The organism is Bacillus cereus group sp. BfR-BA-01381, assembly GCF_022663555.1.
GTDB classification, from domain to species: domain Bacteria; phylum Bacillota; class Bacilli; order Bacillales; family Bacillaceae_G; genus Bacillus_A; species Bacillus_A pacificus.
In genome coordinates this window covers 1-221 of sequence record NZ_JAKUFR010000346.1, presented here as the reverse complement: position 1 = coordinate 221, position 221 = coordinate 1, and the positions used below count along the sequence as shown (strand labels likewise).

Genomic DNA, 221 nt, shown 5'->3' with positions numbered 1-221 from the left:
ACGATAAGCGGATTTGCCTACTTATCAGCCTAACTGCTTGGACGTGCACAACCAATCGCACGCTTCTTCTATCCTTCTGCGTCCCTCCATTGCTCAAACGATAAAGAGGGGGTACAGGAATATCAACCTGTTGTCCATCGCCTACGCCTGTCGGCCTCGGCTTAGGTCCTGACTAACCCTGAGCGGACGAGCCTTCCTCAGGAAACCTTAGGCATTCGGTG

General features: G+C 52.9%; 1 rRNA gene. It reads right to left on the bottom strand.

Annotation, left to right across the window (positions count from 1 at the left end):
* Window positions 1–221, bottom strand: a 23S ribosomal RNA gene (locus MR079_RS28975); the annotation flags it as partial.